At 64.1% G+C, this 16,093-nt stretch carries 10 protein-coding genes; 4 read left to right on the plus strand and 6 right to left on the minus strand.

Going from position 1 to position 16,093, the window contains the following annotated elements:
• The first annotated feature begins 389 nt into the window (after positions 1 to 389).
• The gene (locus ACOYYX_RS17585) at positions 390 to 3,197 is read left to right on the plus strand and encodes a serine/threonine protein kinase (protein ID WP_422931215.1); all 2,808 of its coding nucleotides are present in this window, start codon (positions 390 to 392) and stop codon (positions 3,195 to 3,197) included.
• Positions 3,198 to 3,293: 96 nt separating this feature from the next.
• On the opposite strand, the gene ACOYYX_RS17590 is transcribed toward ACOYYX_RS17585, so the two are convergent.
• The 5 genes from ACOYYX_RS17590 to ACOYYX_RS17610 all read right to left on the minus strand — a co-directional run bounded on the left by ACOYYX_RS17590 (position 3,294) and on the right by ACOYYX_RS17610 (position 10,330).
• On the minus strand, positions 3,294 to 4,136 hold the full coding sequence (locus tag ACOYYX_RS17590) for a hypothetical protein (RefSeq protein WP_422931216.1): 843 nt from the start codon (positions 4,134 to 4,136) through the stop codon (positions 3,294 to 3,296).
• An 8-nt stretch (positions 4,137 to 4,144) separates the two neighbouring features.
• Positions 4,145 to 6,757 (minus strand): cyanophycin synthetase, encoded by a 2,613-nt coding sequence (gene cphA, locus ACOYYX_RS17595; protein ID WP_422931217.1) that lies wholly within the window; start codon positions 6,755 to 6,757, stop codon positions 4,145 to 4,147.
• 113 nt (positions 6,758 to 6,870) lie between these two features.
• Positions 6,871 to 7,854, minus strand: coding sequence for a DUF6807 family protein (locus ACOYYX_RS17600; RefSeq protein WP_422931218.1), 984 nt, complete (start codon positions 7,852 to 7,854; stop codon positions 6,871 to 6,873).
• Between the two features lie 60 nt (positions 7,855 to 7,914).
• Positions 7,915 to 9,363, minus strand: coding sequence for an NADH:flavin oxidoreductase (locus ACOYYX_RS17605; RefSeq protein WP_422931219.1), 1,449 nt, complete (start codon positions 9,361 to 9,363; stop codon positions 7,915 to 7,917).
• A 7-nt stretch (positions 9,364 to 9,370) separates the two neighbouring features.
• Complete coding sequence (locus tag ACOYYX_RS17610; RefSeq protein ID WP_422931220.1) at positions 9,371 to 10,330, minus strand: dihydrodipicolinate synthase family protein; 960 nt, start codon at positions 10,328 to 10,330, stop codon at positions 9,371 to 9,373.
• A 763-nt stretch (positions 10,331 to 11,093) separates the two neighbouring features.
• Here ACOYYX_RS17610 and ACOYYX_RS17615 point away from each other — a divergent pair.
• Entirely contained in the window at positions 11,094 to 11,774 is a 681-nt protein-coding gene (locus ACOYYX_RS17615; RefSeq protein ID WP_422931221.1) for a hypothetical protein, read from the plus strand.
• 75 nt (positions 11,775 to 11,849) lie between these two features.
• Here the strand turns inward: ACOYYX_RS17615 and ACOYYX_RS17620 are convergent, their stop codons facing one another.
• Positions 11,850 to 12,890, minus strand: a complete 1,041-nt coding sequence (locus ACOYYX_RS17620) for a Gfo/Idh/MocA family oxidoreductase (protein WP_422931222.1) — start codon at positions 12,888 to 12,890, stop codon at positions 11,850 to 11,852.
• A gap of 268 nt (positions 12,891 to 13,158) precedes the next feature.
• Between ACOYYX_RS17620 and ACOYYX_RS17625 the strand changes: the two genes are divergently transcribed.
• Together ACOYYX_RS17625 and ACOYYX_RS17630 are read left to right on the plus strand one after the other, a co-directional pair.
• Positions 13,159 to 14,460 carry an acetyl ornithine aminotransferase family protein gene (locus ACOYYX_RS17625; RefSeq protein WP_422931223.1) on the plus strand — a complete coding sequence of 434 codons (1,302 nt, stop codon included), beginning with the start codon at positions 13,159 to 13,161 and terminating at the stop codon, positions 14,458 to 14,460.
• A 165-nt stretch (positions 14,461 to 14,625) separates the two neighbouring features.
• Positions 14,626 to 16,035: a hypothetical protein gene (locus tag ACOYYX_RS17630; protein WP_422931224.1), complete on the plus strand. Its 1,410-nt coding sequence runs from the start codon at positions 14,626 to 14,628 to the stop codon at positions 16,033 to 16,035.
• Positions 16,036 to 16,093: the final 58 nt, after the last annotated feature.

The following is a 16,093-nucleotide window of genomic DNA, read 5'->3' on the forward strand; positions in this document are numbered from 1 at the left end:
GGCGAGCAGGCACCGTCCGACTCCGGCCCGGCAACCCCTGCTTCCTCTTCAGGGCTTACTATCGGCACGACCGGCATAATGCTCACAATCTTTCCGGGGGATCTCTCTACTATTCCTCGGCGTATGGTAGCCGTGCGACTTTCCGAGGTCAAGGATTTAATGATCTTTTGTCCACCGAGACTCGAACTGCGCACTCGCGAGTCGACGGCCTGATGTCGCGGAAATTATGATAGAAACCCGGGCGCCCTTGGCGGACAATCTCCGGCCGTTGGATCGCCCGGGAGCCGGGCGCGCGTTTCGATTCCTCATTCTCTCGTACCAAACGCATCTTGACCCGGACTCCGGCACATTCTCCCTCATTCGATTCGAATCATCGCGGAGGCCGTCGCATGCCGATCGTTTGCCCCTACTGTCAGAACCCACTCGGAGTGAAAGGGGCGAAGCCGGGTCGTTACGCCACCAAGTGCCCGAAGTGCACTCGCAAGTTCCAGCTCACGGTGCCGGAAGATCCCACGCAGGAGCCAGTTGCCTCCCCCCTCAAGTCGGAGACGATGGCCGCGACGGTGGCCGGGACCCAGTCGGGAGCGACACAGCCGGCGACCGAGATGGCCCCGAAGCCAAACCCACTCTTGAGCCCAACCCTGCCGGGGGGCACCGACATCCCCACTTCGGCCTGGGAGTCGAAGCCGAACCCGACCATCGCCGGCGCGAGGCCGACAGTCACCCCCGGGAGTCAACTCCCGACGGACCAGGGCTTCGAGGTCGATTCGGAGCCATCTTCGCATTCGTCCATGACGTCGAGCCCTCCCGGTGCCAGGCCGACGCAACTCGGGGGCTATCAGATCCTCGAAGAACTCGGACGAGGCGGCATGGGCGCCGTCTATCTCGCCAGGCAGCTCTCCCTGGATCGCAACGTCGCGCTCAAGGTGATGAAGCCGGAGTGGGCAAGCAGCCCGACCTTCGTCTCGAGGTTCACGCGCGAGGCCTACGCCGCGGCACAGCTCGTCCACCACAACATCGTCCAGATCTACGATTTCGGGCAGGACCGCGGGACGAACTACTTCAGCATGGAGTTCGTCCAGGGCGAGACCCTGGCCAGCGTGGTTAAGTCGCAGAAGAAGCTCGACCCCGAGGTCGCCGTCGGCTACATCCTCCAGGCCGCGAGAGGACTCCAGTACGCCCACGCGCAGAGCATGATCCATCGGGACGTGAAGCCCGACAATCTGCTCTTGAATGACCAGGGGATCGTCAAGGTCGCGGACCTCGGCCTTGTGAAGACCCCGGCATTCGCCGAGGCGGAGATCGCCCGCGAGCTCGACACCTCCGGGGTCGTGGCCCCGGGAACGGTCCCGCTCTCGGTCAGCAGCGGCCAGATCACGATGGCCAACGTCGCGATGGGGACCCCAGCCTACATGGCCCCCGAGCAGGGGGTCGACGCGGCGGCTGTCGACGCCCGCGCGGACATCTATTCGCTCGGCTGCACGCTCTACGACCTCGTCACCGGTCGGCCCCCCTTCGAGGGCAAATCCGCCTATGAACTGATCACCAAGCATCAATCCGAGCCGATCACCCCCCCCGAGATGATCGTCAAGCGAGTGCCCAAGGCCCTCTCCGAGATCATCCTCAAGATGGTCGCCAAGCGACCAGAGGATCGTTATGCGAATCTCGGCCAGGTGATCAAGGCGCTCGAAGCGTTCCTCGGCATCTCGAGCACCGGGCCGTTCTCCCCTCGCGAGGAGCATGCGAACCTACTCGGCGAGTGCGTCGAGATCTTCAACAACGCGCCTACGGCCAAGATCCGCTCGAAGGCCCTGCTCGGGGCGGGCATCGCCTGCGGAGTGATCGTCCTCTTGAGCCTGCTTGCGAAGCAGTTCATCCTCGCCGGAGGTTTCCTGGGGCTGGGGTTCATGACCGGCCTGGCGTACTTCCTGATCGCCGGATTCGCGGGCAAGACATACCTCTTCACGAAGGTCCGCGAAGTGATCTTCGGGAACTCGCTCGTGGATTGGTTGATGATGCTGGCGACCCTGGTCTTGGGGGTCACCGTGCTTGTGGTGCTCAAGCTGGTCTGGGCCTGGGTCGCGTTCGGGATCGTGGCGGTCCTCATCGCGACTGGCATCCACTCCGCGCTCGATCGCAAGGTCGAGGCCGAGCGTTCCGAAGCCCTCGACCGAACCGAGGAAATGCTCCGCTCGATGAGGTTGCACGGGCTCGAAGAGCAGACCCTCCGGCAGTTCGTCTGCAAGTACAGCGGCGAGCAGTGGGAGGAGTTCTACGAGACGCTCTTCGGCTACGAGGCCAAGATCACAGCCCGGGATCTCTGGGGACGCGGCGACCGGGGACGCCTCCGCAAGAAGTACGCCGCCTGGCGCGATCCGATCATCCAGTGGATCGACTCCAAGCAGCAATCCCGCCGCGCCGAGCGAGAGAAACGCCTGCTCCAGAAGATCGAGGAGAAGGGCCTCGAGGCCCAAGGCGTGAACCTGATGACCGCCCGTCGTCGCGCTCACCGCGCGGCCGAGGCCATGGTCACGATGGCCGCCGAGATCAAGGAAGCCTCACGCCAGCCCGCCGCGCTCAAGGTCGAGAAGCCCTCGATCGGTCAGGCCTTGAGGCACGCGGCTGAGAAACCGGAGGACGTTCTCGTCGATCGCGAGCCAGGCCTTCACAAGTCCGCGAGTGATAGGCCCCTCGGGATCATCCTTGGGCCCAAGCCGCGATTCCTGGCCGGAGTCGTGCTCGCGGGGGCTTGCCTACTCTGGATGCACCAGAACGAACTGCTCACACAGGAAAATGCGAAGGCGCTAAGTAAGGGGGTTCAGGACATTGCCTCGCAAAGCAAAGAACTCGCCACCAAGGCCGTCAACACAAAGGATCTCGATGTCTTGAAAGGAGTCAAGACGCCTATTATTGAGGTCAAGGTCGACCGTAACCAGACGGTTCCGTTGAAGGCTCCTTTCCTACCCAAGAACATCGCGGGCCAATTCTTCAATTGGTTCAATCCTGGCGTAGCTGGCTTCATCTTGATTCTCTCCTCGTTCTTCCGAGGAGTCAGGATGAGCTACTTCGCCATCCCGGCCGCTCTGGTCGCCTTCGCCGGCCCGGCCCTCGGCATCCCTGGACTCAACTATGACATTAGCATGTTAGCAGGAACCGGAATCGGCATCGCTGGTTGGTTCCTTGGCAGGAGCCGCTGACTTTCGATGGTTGTCCCCACTCCAATGTGAAAGGCCCTGGCCATCTTGAAAGGCGAGGGCCTTTCTCATTGGTGGTTCGCTATGAAACTCTGATCTTCACTTCGCGCCGAAGAGGGCCGTCTCGCAAGTCGGAGCGTTAAACATCAACTCGTGATCGTGGCCAATGCCTGGGGCCTCGACGAGCTTCCAGCCGAAACTCCAGCCCTTCGAGGCGGCCAGGGCCTTGGCCCGATTGAAGGCGTTGGTCCCTCGCTCGTGACGCGATTGCCCCTGGAGGTCGGCCTCGCGGCTGGTGTCGAGATCCTCATCGCGCACCGTGTCCTTCTCGCCCAGGTAGATTGTCAAAGGACGAGCGAGATAGGCGCGAAGGGTTTCTTCATTGGCGAGTTCCCCGGGCAACTTGCCGAAGCCATAAGGATACGGCAGTTCGTTCGTGGGGAAGAGGTCAGAACCGGGGTTCGCCGCGACGATCCGACTGGCCTCCGTGGGCACGAACGCCGTGAGGCGCACGAGGAACTGGCCCCCGCCCGAGTGGCCGATGAGGTAATAGGGCATGGTCGGTCGCCCCTCGATCGCCCTCAGCTTGTCGGCCAGCCTGGGGACGTAGCTCCAGGTCCATTCTTGCCGAGGGACGAGCTTGCCGTTGCGGAAGAGCCCCCCTTGCTGATACTTGCCCGAGCCGAACTGGGCCGAGTCGAACAGGGGGGCGGCGACGATCATCCCGAATCGATCCCCCATCGCCCGGGCATGGTCGCGGTAGTCCTGCGCGTTGCGGTTCATGCCGTGGAAGACCATCAGCATCGGGCCATCCTGATACTTGGCCGGCTTATACGTGAAGACGTCGATCTTGGCGGTCCCGAAGTCGATCTCGACCTTGGCATCCCCCCGGGGGATGCCCGCCTGACCGATGATGAGGGTCGCGAACAGGACGAACGACATGGTGCAAATTACCTCGACTCAGAATCCTTCGACCCGAAATGCCGGCGGACGAACTCGAGCGATTCCTCGATCCGCTCGACCCCGAGGATGAGCAGGTCGCCGGCTTGCAACTCGGCGAGGGCCGTCTCGATGGCGATGAGCTCCTCCTCGACCTCCCGGAGCCGCCGGGGACGTGAGCGCCCTTCGAGCCCCTGACGCAGGAGGGCGTTCAGCTCACCGTCCTTGCGGTCCTGGTTCCCCTTGTCCTTGTAGAGGAGGATCTCATCGAAGCCGTCGCCGAGGAGTTCCCCCTGGCGGATCACGTCGGCGTCGCGCCGATTGCAGCCGGCGAAGACGATGACCCGGCGCTTGTGCGGGAACCGCTCGGCCGCCTCGATGAGGGCTTCGAGCGCCATGGAGTTGTGCGGGAAATCGACCACGACCGTCGCATCACCCACCTGCCAGACATTGAACCGTGCCGGCATCTCGCCGGGGTCGCCGCCGAACGACGCCAGGCCGTCGCGCAGGTCGTCCTTCGAGAGCCCGAGTGCCCAAGCCCCGCCGGCCGCAGCCAGGACGTTCTCGACCTGGAAGACCGCGCGGCCGCCGTGTGTCAGAGGAACGTCGGCGAGGGGGATCAAGAGAGTTTCCGCGGTATCCTCGATCAGCACGATTGAGCCGTCCCGAATCGTGATGGCTCGTCCCCCCTGGGCCCGATACGCCTCGATCAACCGATTCTCAGGCTTGCGAGAGAACCAAAGGATGTTACCCGGGCAGGCCTCCGCCATCGCCGAGACCAGTGGATCGTCGGCGTTGAGCACGGCGAAGCCCGTGGGGGAGACGGCCTCGACGACGGTCCGCTTCACTCGCGCCAGCGCTTCGAGCGTGTCGACGCCGCGGAGTTCGAGGTGGTCCCCTTCGCCAAGGTTCGTGACAACGCTCACGTCGCACTGGTCGAACGCCAGGCCCTCGCGGATGATCCCCCCCTGGGCCGTCTCGAGGACCGCGACCTCTACGATCGGGTTCAGGAAGACGGTGTGGGCACTCTGGGGGCCGCTGCAATCGCCGGTCTCGATACGACGCCCGTCGATGTAGATGCCGTCGGTCGAGCTCATGCCGACGACCTTGCCCAGCCGCTTGAAGAGGTGGGCAATAATGCGAGAGGTGGTCGTCTTGCCGCTGGTCCCGGTGACGACGATGGTCGGGATCCGGCCATTCTCCCCGTGGGGGAAAAGGGCGGCGACGATCGCTTCGCCCACGGGCCGAGGCGGGTCATTCCAGGGCTTGAGATGTTGACGAAGCCAGGGATTCGCGTTGACCTCGACGATCACCCCCTTCTGCTCTTCGAGGGGGCGGCTGATGTCCTCGACGACGACATCGAGCCCCGCGAGATCCAGCCCGATGACCTGGGTCGCGTCGACGGCCCGCGCGGCGACCTCCGGATGCACCAGGTCGGTGACATCCACATTATCGCCGCCGTCTTTCATGTGCGAGTTTCGACGGATCAGGACGCGAGTGCCCGCCGGCGGAATGGAATCCGTCGCGTACCCGTCTTCGGAGAGGACCTTGATCGACGCCTCATCGAGCTCGATCTTGCGGAGCGGGGAGTTCGGCGACGTCCCTCTCCTCGGATCCTTGTTGACCTCGGCGACGAGTTGGGCCACCGTGCGTTGGCCGTCGCCGATGACGTGGGCGGAGTCCCGCCTTGCCGCGGCGACGACCCGGTCTCCCACCACGAGCAGTCGGTGGTGAGCCCCGGGAGCATGCTGCTCGACCATGACATCCGAGCTGACATCCCGGGCCAGCGCATAGGCAGCCAGCACCTGCTCGCGCGACGTCAGGTTGAGCGAGATGCCGTCGCCGTGATCGGCATCGCGAGGCTTCACGACCACCGCGCCACCGAGTTCGACCGCAGCGGCCCAGGCGTCCTCAGCATCGGTCACCGGTCGACCATCGGGTACGGGAACTCCGACCGATCGAAGCAAGTCCTTGGTCAGATCCTTGTCGTCGGAGATCGATTCGGCCACCGCGGGAGTCCGGTCCGTCGCAGCCGTCTGGAACCGACGCTGTCGGACGCCATGCCCGAGCTGGATCAGGCTGTCGGCGTTGAGCCGACGGACCGGGATGCCCCTCAGCTTTGCCGCCGCGACGACAGGAGCCGTGTTTGGGCCGATGCCGTGTACCTTGGTCAGCGCTTTGAGTCGTTCAACCTCGGCATCGACGTCGAACTCTCCCCCCTGCCCCGCGGAGGTGTCGAAAAGACGGATCGCCGACTGGAGAGCAGCCTGCGCGACTTGCTCGACCTGATACTGGACCGCCAGCCTGGCCACTCCGACCTCGGGCTCCCAGCGGGTCTTGAGAACCTCGACCTCGGCGCCGGCGCGGGTTTGCAACTCCAGGATCAGAATCCCGAGGAACTCGACGGCGTTCGGGGCGGAGGCGAGCCGCGTTTCGAGGGCGGAGGTCCGGCCGTTGACCGACTCCTGCGACTGAGACAGGATCGCCATCAGGCGCTTGGTGATCTCTTCCTTGTCCCTGGCGAACGGCTTCTCAATTTCGGCCGGGTCGAGCCAGACTTCCAGCAGAGGCACCCTGGCCCAGACGTTGGGTCCGCGCAGCAGCAAAACTTTCCGAACTGTCATCCCCGCTCCCTGATCGAAGAGGAAAGCCGTTCCAGCGACTCCAACCTCATCGTATCAGATGTCCCAACGCGGAAAAACCTTGGGACGAGCTCCAGCCTGTCGTGCTTTAAACCTCAGCGGCCAAGTGCATCCAGGAAAGCTCGGTAATATCGAGAAGGCTCGATCTCGGCCTTTTCGGGCGAGGAATGCATCATGGCCCCGAAACGTAGCCGAAGCTCTTCTCCGGCCTTCACGACGACGGAGCTCTTGCTCCCCTGCTTCATGGCCTCGCGCCCGAATGGGTTGGCGACGAAGACCCCGTAATCGCGGTTATGCCACCAGGCCCTTCGGAAGTTGGTCGGGGCCGCCATGAGCGTGATTCCGCTACGACGCCCTTCCGAGTCGCCCGAGTAGTCGCACCAGTCGGCGGGCTGGCCCCAGGTGATCGCGGCCGTCTTCTTGCCTTGGCTGCTAAGGATCTGGCCGCCATTCTTCTCGATCAACGGCGTGGCCAGGCGAGCCCCGAAACCCATCTCCTCCTGATCGCCGAAGCGGAGTTCGCCATCCGCGGGACTGAAGCGGGCATCCCAGATGAGGAGCCAGCCGTCAAGTTTGTGGGCGATCCGGATCTGATTGACGAGGCTGCCGAGCACCTTGCCTTCGGCCGACTTCAAGCGGCACTCGTTGGCGAAGCAGATTTGACCATCGTTCGTCGATGGTTCTTCGACAAACCGGACATGCTCGATGCGTCCCTGATTCCGCCAGAAGTCCGCCCCGTTGATGTCGCCGAAGCCGAGCCAGAGGCCGGGGTGCATCTTGTCGTGATCCACGGCATCGCGACCCGGGATCGGCGGATGGTTTCGCGTGATCGGCATGTCGTCGAGAGCCCGCAGATTGGCGAAATAGGGGCGCAGGATCGTCGGGTCGTCGAAGATGAAAGATCCGATGGGCTTCCCCGCAAAGATGAAATCGAGTTGGCCCGCCTTGCGTGCGACGCCGAAACCCGATTCTGACCTTGCTTTATTCGCCTGGGCGTGTGATCCGAGGATTCCCGTCGCCAGCGCGGCGATCAAAAGCGACCGACGCGTGCGAAGTCCCATGTTTCGGGATGATCTCATGATTTCGTGCCTTCAATCTGCGGAGTTCTCGGAGTCTAGCGCGAGAGCCCGCCGCTTGGCTCAAGTGGTTCGACCTGGGTCGCCGGCCTGGAGGTTCTTGGCTGCGTTCAGGGCGGCACGCTCGGGCCGATCCTTGTAGAACGGGTCGAGGGGATAGCAGCCGGAGACGATTCCATTGCGGGGTGCTGTGGTGCAATCGCTGAAGGTCCGGCAGATGCGTTTCCTCGCCAGGACTCGACCGGCCAGCACGTCCGCGGGCAGGTCGGGATAGGAAAGGACCATCCGGCCGAGCCCGACGAAGTCGGCCCCGCCGCCGCGGACGACGCTCTGGGCGACGTTCGGCAGCCAATCCTGCAGGTAAGAATATCCCGATCCGACGACGATCATCTTCGGCCGCTCGGCCTTGATCTGGGCCGTCGCCTCGATCTGGCGGGCGACACCGACGAGCGGATCCTCGGGGGGCTGATAGCCGTCGGACGGGGGGAAGGTCGCCGGCCGCTGGATGTGGGGGTTGTAATAAGGGCTCCCCGCCGTCGTGCAGACCAGCCGAATGCCGAGCCCTTCGATGAGGTCGAGGAAGGCCAACGGCTCGCTCAGGTCAATGCCGAGGCCGCTGCCATCGCCCCCGAACGCATAGGGATACTCGCCAGCTGACGCGGCAGGCACGCCGACGGCATCGTCGCCCGGCCGGAAAGGGACGAAGTCGAAGACGCTGAGCCGGACCCCGACTTCCAGGCCGGGGGCCTCGGCCCTGATGCCGGCGACGATCTCGCGGAGGAACCGAGTCCGGTTCTCGAGGCTCCCGCCAAACCGCCCGGGGCGGTCGACCGCCGAGAGGAATTCGTGGCCGAGGTAGCCATGGCAGTGTTTCACATCGACGAAGGCGAAGCCCGCCTTTGCGGCAAGCCGAGCCGCCTTGATGAAGTCGGCGATCAAACGCTCGACGTCGTCGTCCGTCATCAGGGCCGAGTCGTCCTTGACCCCGAATCTCGCGTCAAGCAGCGGATGGCGGTAGAGGACCTTCGGCTCCAACTGCTTGCTCTTCGGGCGGCAGAACCGTCCCGAGTGGGTGAGTTGGAGCCCGACCAGCAGGTCGTCAGTCGTGCTGAAGTGCTGCCGATGCATCTCCTGTAATAGTTCGTTCAAGGCGACGATGTCCGGCAGAGTCTCCTCGTTGAGCACGAGTTGCTGCGGGTTCGCCCGGCCTTCGAAGCGGACCGCGACGGCCTCGCCACCCCAGATGAGCTTGGCGCCACTCAAGCCGAAGTTCTGCCATCGCCGCCGGGTCAATTCGGAGGGCCGGCCATCGTCGGTGCCGTCCCAGCCTTCCATCGGGAGGATGCAGAAGCGGTTGCCTATGATGCCTCGATCGCGTTGGAATACCCGGCCCAACGGCGAGGTCGGCCCCGATTCCACGACGTCATCGAACGGGAGCGAGATCCCCAAGTCTTGCACGTAGCCGCAGAAATCGGCCTTCGTCTTGAGGCTGGCGACGCGAGGATACGACATCGTCCGTTCACTCCTTGAACCCGAGTCCGAGTTGTCGTCCGATGTCGCGCAGGAGGGCGAGGTCGCTCTCCGGCCGAAGAGGGCTGGCGGGGTGCGTGCGATCGGTGGAGGTCCAGCCGCGAAGGTGCAGGAACATTGCCGCGCTGTGTTTGTAGGCGGGCACCGGGTTCCGGAAGGCCAGGAATCCGAGATACTGGAGCACGTCGTTCAGCTCGTGGAAGCTGGGATCCCCGGACTCCCACATCCGATCTCGCTTCGCGAAGAGGTCGGGGGCGAAGGTGCTCAGGCCGAGGAGATAGTCGCTGCCGTACATGACCATGTCGATCGCGAGGTCGTTGCCCGTGAAGACATGGAAATCGGGCCGGACCTCATCCCGGAGCTTGATTCGCTGCCATTCCAACTCGCGACGCAACGATGAGTGCTTGGCCCCGATGCAACGCCCGACGCCGAGCAACCCCCGATAGGCCTCCAGCGAATAGATCCGGCCGAACGGTGCGAACATCGAGCCGAGCTCGAAGGCGATGAATCGATCGCAACCTTCGGCGAGCTTCGCGTGGGCCGCGACGACGTCGTCATCGTTGAGTCCGGTCAGTCCGTACGAAGGGAAGATGACCGGGATCCCTCCCCGAGACTGGATCGGCTCGATCCTTGACGCATAGGCGTCGCGATCGAAGCGGTCCCCCGGCGAGTCGCCAACGAAGGCCCCCGCCACGAACGGGCGTCCGCCGAGCACGTCCCTCGTTTGATCCAGGACGCGGCTCCTGGTCTCGTCGTCGAGCAGGTTGATGTACCCGGTGTCCATGTTGACCGCCGGGGTCAGCCCCGCGTCGGCTGTACGAAGGACGTGCGCCCGGAAGGACTCCCAGTCGACGCTCCCATGCGAGGCGAACGGCAGGAGAATGGCCGACATCCCCGTGATCTTTCGGCGAGGTACGACCATGGCCACCGGGTCGAGTGGCTCGTGCATGCTCAACAATCTCCTTCGCTCGTCCCGCGAATCCGAACGCCGGCGAAACTCCAACATCGCGCGCCGGGGTATCCCTGGCAGTCCGACGAGATCCCGACCCGGGCGCCGATGCCCGGGTCCAGACCCGAGCCGACGAGGCGGGGCCTCTTCCGGAGTGTCCTAACTTACATCCTCCGCGTCGAAAAGGAAAAGCCCCCGCATCGCCGCGAAGTGCGGGGCCGTTCGCCTGAGTCCTCGAACGTTTGGCCTCGGGACACATTAGGATGGGAGCGGATTTTCAACATGAATGACTATTCCGCCAGGCCTGATTTGCGACGTGCTTCGGCCAGAGACGACGATGGCGGGCTTGAAGATCTTAGAACGAGAGGAGTCGGAGTTGCGACTCCTCATGACGATTAAATATTCATTCCAGATCTACACTCACAATTCCACGAATTGGTTCATGCAACCATCATGAAGGCCTTTCATTTTCCCGAGAATATTCGTGGAACAGCGGCAAAGTACCCGAGAAAACGCGAACCGAAGTTTAATCAAGCGAACCCTAAACATTTAGAAGGTGTTCGAAGTGAGTGAATCATCAATTCCGAATTTTACTGTTTCACTTCATGTGTTATCGTGCCAGAGTATATGAGGGTGTGGCCTTGGGCCTCGGAACAGCGAGATGGGATCATTGGAAGTCATCTAGTCCTCGAACGGGAGCAAGACGATGATTGACTTGGCTTGCCCGAGTTGTGGTCGCGGTGGCACGATTCCCAAGGAGAAGGTGAATACGCGACTCGTCTGCAGGAAGTGCCACGTCGTCTTTCACATGACAAACGGCGGCCGGACGCTCTTCGGCGAACCCCAGGCCGAGCCGGTCGAGATGGATTCGAAAACATCCCATCGCATTTCGAAGATCGCGTCCCATCCGGGGACGATCCCCGACTTCCGGGGACCTCTCCGCCGGATCGCGCCGGAGAAAGTCGGGATCGCCGCCACGCTGGTCGTGGCCGTGGGTATCGCCATCTTGGTGCTGAATCGACCAGGGCAGACGGTGGCCGATAGCTCGTCGCTCCTGGTGAAGAAACTCGTGGACGACGATCTCACCTACCTCAAGAAGATCGCCACCGAGGATACGGTGGACGACGTCGTGCGATGGTTCGACGTCGTCCACCCCTTGCTCGTGAAGGCGCGCGAGCGTTGGAAGACGAAGTCGACGGATATCCGAGTGGCGGTGATGGAGGAGACGTCGAAGAACGGCTCGTCCCAGACATTCGTCTATCCGCTGGCCGGGGCCGCGCGCGACTCGTCCATCAAGACCGCGGCCGAGGCCGACCCGACCTTGATGGCCCCCGTCGACGTGATCCTGCACTGGACGAAGGACAAGCATGGGAAATGGCGTCTCGACGGCCAGCAGACGTTCCAGTCGCTGCGCCAGACGAGCGTTGCCGCCACGTTGCCCTGAGTTGTTCACCAGTCCCTTCGACTCGCCCGGGGACCGGTCTCGACGTTCCGAGGCCTCCCTGGGCGAGGTCGGGGTTCAACCCCAAGGCCCCTCAACCACGACTCGATTCGCGGCGGAGTGATCCGCCGCCTCTAGCACGCGCACGACCTCTCGCCCTTGCTCGGCCGTCACGATCAGCGGGACACGTTCGAGCAGATGCTCGGCGATGTTGGCATAATAGCCATCCCAATGGCCTCGGACCGTATCGATCCGACTCTCGCGTGAGTTCCCCTGCTCGTCCTCGGCATTCACCACAGCCTGGTGTTCGGACGGCTCGGACGCCCGGTCGATGTCGCCCGTGCGCAGGGCGTCCTCCTGGGGGTCGATGCCATCTTTTTGGAAGCCGCCGCGGCTGCCCAGCACCCACCAGCGTGGATGGGTCGCACGGGCGATGCGGCTGGTCTCGATTCGGAAGACGACCTCGTCGAACTCCATGACGATCTGGCCATGGCCCCCGGTGTCGACCCCCGGCCAGAGCGCCGGGGTCAGCCAGGCCTTGAGCCGTCGACAGGGTCCGAATCCGAGCATGAGCGCCTGGTCGACCAGATGCGCGCCCCAGTCGTGGAGGATGCTCCCTGCCGAGGCTGCTTGGCCTCGCCAGGTCCTCGGCGGCGCGTACCGGCAGACCGAGCTCTCGACCACCATCGCACGCCCGATCGCACCTCGAGCCAACACGTCCCGGAGCGTCAGGTAGTCCCAATCCCAGCGCCTGTTGTGGAAGACGGAGAGCATCTTGCCCGAGGCGTCCCGGGCGGCGATCATCCGGTCGGCCGCTTCGGTCCCGAGTGCCATCACCTTGTCGACGACACAATCCTTGCCGGCCTCGAGCGTCCGCACCGCGAGGTCGGCGTGGGTGTCGTGGGGGGTCGCGATCACCACGAGCTGGACCGAGTCGTCTGATAGGGCCTCGGCGATGTCGGCATATCCTCGGACGTTCCAATCGGCCTCGGCCGACGCGCGGACCTGCGGGTCACGGGCGACAATCCCGGCGAGTTTTAGATCCGCCTGCCGTGCGATCAAGGGGCAATGAAATGCCCTGCCGGCCAGCCCGTAACCCACGACAACCGTACGGATCATCATAGACTCCTATTAGAGTAGGTCCGAGCCGAGCGACCAAGGGTCAGGCGCCCGCCCCGGTTGCGGCTACGGCCGCAACGACTTACGCGGAAGCAGGTGCAATTGCATTCGTATGACGGCTGCCTGATTCATCGTGATTCGAAAGAATTCAGGGATGGTCACGCGAACCCGAAATTTGGTATCTACGTAAGAATATTAAGAGAGGAGACGACGACGTCGGAGAAACAGCCAGACTCCCATTTCAACCTCAATGATGGAGGGCTCGCACATGACCCCCCTTCACCGCGACGAACCGAAGATCCTCGGCCCGCTCCCCGGGCCGCACGCCTCTGAATGGTTGGAACGGGATCACAGGGTGATGTCCCCCTCGTACACGCGCGCCTATCCCCTGGTGGTGAAGCGTGCCAGGGGGGCCATGATCGAGGATCTGGACGGCAACCGCTTCCTCGACCTCACCGCCGGCATCGCCGTGACCAACGCCGGACATTGCCACCCCAAAGTCACCGAGGCGATTCGTAAGCAGGCCGGTCGGCTGGTCCACATGTCGGGCACGGACTTCTACTATACGCCGCAGGTCCGCCTCGCCGAGCGCCTGGCGAAGATCGCACCAGGCGACGGGCCGAAGCGGGTCTTCTTCACCAACAGCGGTGCCGAGGCCATCGAGGCCGCCCTGAAGCTCGCGCGTCGGCACACGGGACGCCTCCGGGCGATGGCGTTCCTCAACGCCTTCCACGGCCGGACCTACGGCGCGATGTCCTTGAGCGGCTCCAAGCCCTTGCAGCGCAGGGGCTTCGCGCCCCTCGTGCCGGAAATCCACCACGCTCGGTTTGGCGATTTGGAGAGCGTGAAGGCCCTGCTCCGCACGATCTGCCCGGCCGAGGAGTTGGCGGCGATCTTCGTCGAGCCGATCCAGGGTGAAGGGGGCTATCTCGTCCCTCCCAAGGACTTCCTGCCAGGCTTGCGTCAGCTCTGCGATGAGCACGGGATCTTGCTGGTCCTCGACGAGGTCCAGTCGGGCATCGGCCGAACCGGCAAGATGTTCGCATCGGAGCATTGGGGCGTGGCCGGCGACATCGTCTGCCTGGCCAAGGGGATTGCCAACGGCCTGCCCCTCGGGGCGATCATCGCCAAGGCCGAGGTCATGGACTGGCCCAGCGGCAGCCACGCCTCGACCTTCGGCGGGAATCCCGTCGCCTGCGCCGCCGCACTCGCGACACTCGACCTCGTCGAGCGCCGTTATCGCGCCAACGCCGTGAGGCGCGGACAACAACTGCGCGAAGGGCTCGAGGCGATCGCCTCCGGGCACCCCGCGATCCGCGAGGTCCGAGGCCTGGGCCTGATGATCGGCGCCGAGATTCAGAGCGACGGGGCCCCCGATCCGGATCTACGAAACCAGGTCATCGAGGAGGCCTTCAGGCTGGGCCTGCTGCTCCTCCCCTGCGGGCCGAGCACCGTGCGGTTCTCCCCGCCGCTCTGCCTGACGAAGCGTCAGGTGATGATCGGCCTCGGCCTGTTCGAAGCGGCTCTCACCGCCGCTTGCGCCCATGCTCCCGTCGCGCCTGGGGCTTGAGTGCAAGCGGTATGGGATCGGTCGTTGGATGGCCCCGGAGCTTTCCTCCGCGGGCCGTCCAGCCTTCCTTGCGCTCGGTATGGCTCGGGTAGAATTAAAGCTCGAGCCTTGAGGGATTCCCTCGTCGGCGTTCCGTCCATTATCAACGCTTGCGGAGAGTGGGTCATGTCGGTCTCGACGCTTGACGATAAGGTCTCGCAATTCAACTGGAGGCGTTGGCCCGAGACGGAACGCTTCGTCGATGATCTGATCGAGGGCGGGCTGAAGGGTAACGCGTTCGCAGCCAACCTCGCGCGTCGGATGCAGGTCGAGACGAGCACCCGATTCAAGGACTGGGTCGACCACCTCGTGCTGAGTCGACGGAGTGGGCTCGAGGCCCAGCTCGAGGAATTCGGCTACGAGCGCCGGCAGCCGCTCGTGGCTGACGGCGACCCGACCTACATCCACAAGGGGGGGATCTTCCCCCCCATCCTCCTCGCGAGTGCGGCCGGAGGCGCCGACGTCCGCGAGATCGGCATCAAGGTGGAGTCGGTCGCCTCCTTCTCGCAGGCCCACGACCTCGGCCTCGACATCAAGGGATATGCCCTCGGCCCCTATCGCTCGGGGCGGATCCGGGGAGAAGCAACGGACCTCATCGTCGTCGAACGCCGAGGATACACGGGCTTCGAGCCGTTCCCGGGCGAGCTAGCCCGCGAAGGCCGGATGAGGCCACACGCGGCGCGCGACACCATCGCCGCCCGCGAACTCTGGCAGGCCCGGCGGCGCCGGTTCGAAACCGACGAGGAAGGGTTCGATGCGACTGAGGAGACGCTGGCCCGCGTCATCGAACTCGCCGGCTCGCCCGACCTGGCCTGCCACCTCGTCTTCGAAGTCGAACGCGACTACTGGCAGTCGCGGAACCGCGCCGCACAGGTTCAGAAAGCCCGGCAGGACCGGCTCGGGCTGGGCTGGGGGAACCACGATCACCACACCTTCCGCTCCTCGCGGAAGAACTTCCCGCGCCTGATCGGGATGTTCGAGCAACTCGGCTTCTTCCTCCGCGAGAGTTTCCACGCCGGGGCCCATGCCGGCTGGGGTGCGCAGGTGCTCGAGCATCCGACGACGGGCGTCGTGATCTTCGCCGACCTCGACCTCGCCCCCGACGAGGCCTCGCAGGATTTCGCCCACAATCCCCTGCCCGACCTGCCCCGACCCAACACGGTCGGGCTCTGGGTCGCGCTCCATGGTGAATCGATCCTCGAGGCGGGTATGCACCACCTCGAAGCCCAATTCGACTTCGATGCCCTCCGCGACTCCCTCAAATCGGAGGCGGGCATCGAGGTCATGAAGCCTTTCTCCGACTTCCCATTCCTGCGCCAGGCATTCACCGCCGGCGAACGCTGGTCGGTCGCCAAGCTTCGCGCCGACCGTTGCCTCGACCTCGGCTGGATCGACGCCGAACAGCACGCCAAGTTCCTCCGGGACGGGACCCTGGGCAGTCACCTCGAAAACCTGCAACGCCGAGAGGGCTACAAGGGCTTCAACCAGCAGGCCGTCAGCGCCATCATCGCCGCCACGGACCCCAGGCTCCATTGATGGGCTATTGGAGCAGGATTCATGCGACCCCGATGTGGCTAATCAGGGTATCCGGGAG

Source organism: Singulisphaera chitinilytica (genome assembly GCF_049331405.1).
Lineage (GTDB): Bacteria > Planctomycetota > Planctomycetia > Isosphaerales > Isosphaeraceae > PoT.

Coding starts and splice junctions, on each gene's coding strand:
- ACOYYX_RS17585 (WP_422931215.1), top strand. CDS start 390: ATGCCGATCGTTTGCCCCTACTGTCAGAACCCACTCGGAGTGAAAGGG.
- ACOYYX_RS17590 (WP_422931216.1), bottom strand. CDS start 4,136: ATGTCGTTCGTCCTGTTCGCGACCCTCATCATCGGTCAGGCGGGCATC.
- cphA (WP_422931217.1), bottom strand. CDS start 6,757: ATGACAGTTCGGAAAGTTTTGCTGCTGCGCGGACCCAACGTCTGGGCC.
- ACOYYX_RS17600 (WP_422931218.1), bottom strand. CDS start 7,854: ATGAGATCATCCCGAAACATGGGACTTCGCACGCGTCGGTCGCTTTTG.
- ACOYYX_RS17605 (WP_422931219.1), bottom strand. CDS start 9,363: ATGTCGTATCCTCGCGTCGCCAGCCTCAAGACGAAGGCCGATTTCTGC.
- ACOYYX_RS17610 (WP_422931220.1), bottom strand. CDS start 10,330: ATGCACGAGCCACTCGACCCGGTGGCCATGGTCGTACCTCGCCGAAAG.
- ACOYYX_RS17620 (WP_422931222.1), bottom strand. CDS start 12,890: ATGATCCGTACGGTTGTCGTGGGTTACGGGCTGGCCGGCAGGGCATTT.
- ACOYYX_RS17625 (WP_422931223.1), top strand. CDS start 13,159: ATGACCCCCCTTCACCGCGACGAACCGAAGATCCTCGGCCCGCTCCCC.
- ACOYYX_RS17630 (WP_422931224.1), top strand. CDS start 14,626: ATGTCGGTCTCGACGCTTGACGATAAGGTCTCGCAATTCAACTGGAGG.